Here is a 602-nt window from a genome sequence, read left to right on the forward strand (position 1 = left end):
ATGTCCGTTTTTCTGGGTCAACTTCAATCAGCTCTTACCTCGTAGAAACGGGGAAGCGGTTGGCATCAGAGGAAGGTCTGGCCGACAAGATCGATTTCTTCACGGGCGACGCTCATTCGATCACCGCACTGCAGGGTCAATTCGATGTGTTGATCATGCATACTTTGGTAAGTCATGTGGTCGACCCAGCCACCGTCTTGCAGCAGGCGCGACGACTGCTTCATCCTGAGGGCCGGGTCGTCATATTCGACGGTGACTTCGATTCGCTCACGTACGCAACTGACGCGCCTGATGGCGGTGCAGAAACTGACCGGCTACAGGCTATAGCAGGCCACACTCAAGGCCGCGTAATGCGGTTGATGCCCAAGCTGCTCGCGGACAACGGATTCCGGCTTGAATGGTCAAGACCGTACGTCGCCGCCGACATTGGACGCGCGGATTTCTGGTCTTCAACCCTGCCTGCACTACGCGTCCTGCTTTCGAGCGCGGGCGTAATGTCGGAGCGTGAGGCGAGTGACTATGTCGACAAGTTAGAAAGCGCATCAGAAAACAACACATTCTTTGCGTCATGCAACTTCTACACGATGATAGCGCGCGGCATG

Annotated in this window: 1 protein-coding gene; it reads left to right on the top strand. The window is 55.6% G+C overall.

The genetic code is table 11. The features are described 5' to 3' along the window. Positions 1 to 26: 26 nt before the first annotated feature. Positions 27 to 602, top strand: a 576-nt coding sequence (locus tag BG61_RS38790; RefSeq protein WP_277620897.1) for a methyltransferase domain-containing protein, incomplete at its 3' end; no start/stop codon positions are given.

Source organism: Caballeronia glathei (assembly GCF_000698595.1).
Taxonomy (GTDB): Bacteria; Pseudomonadota; Gammaproteobacteria; order Burkholderiales; family Burkholderiaceae; genus Caballeronia; species Caballeronia glathei.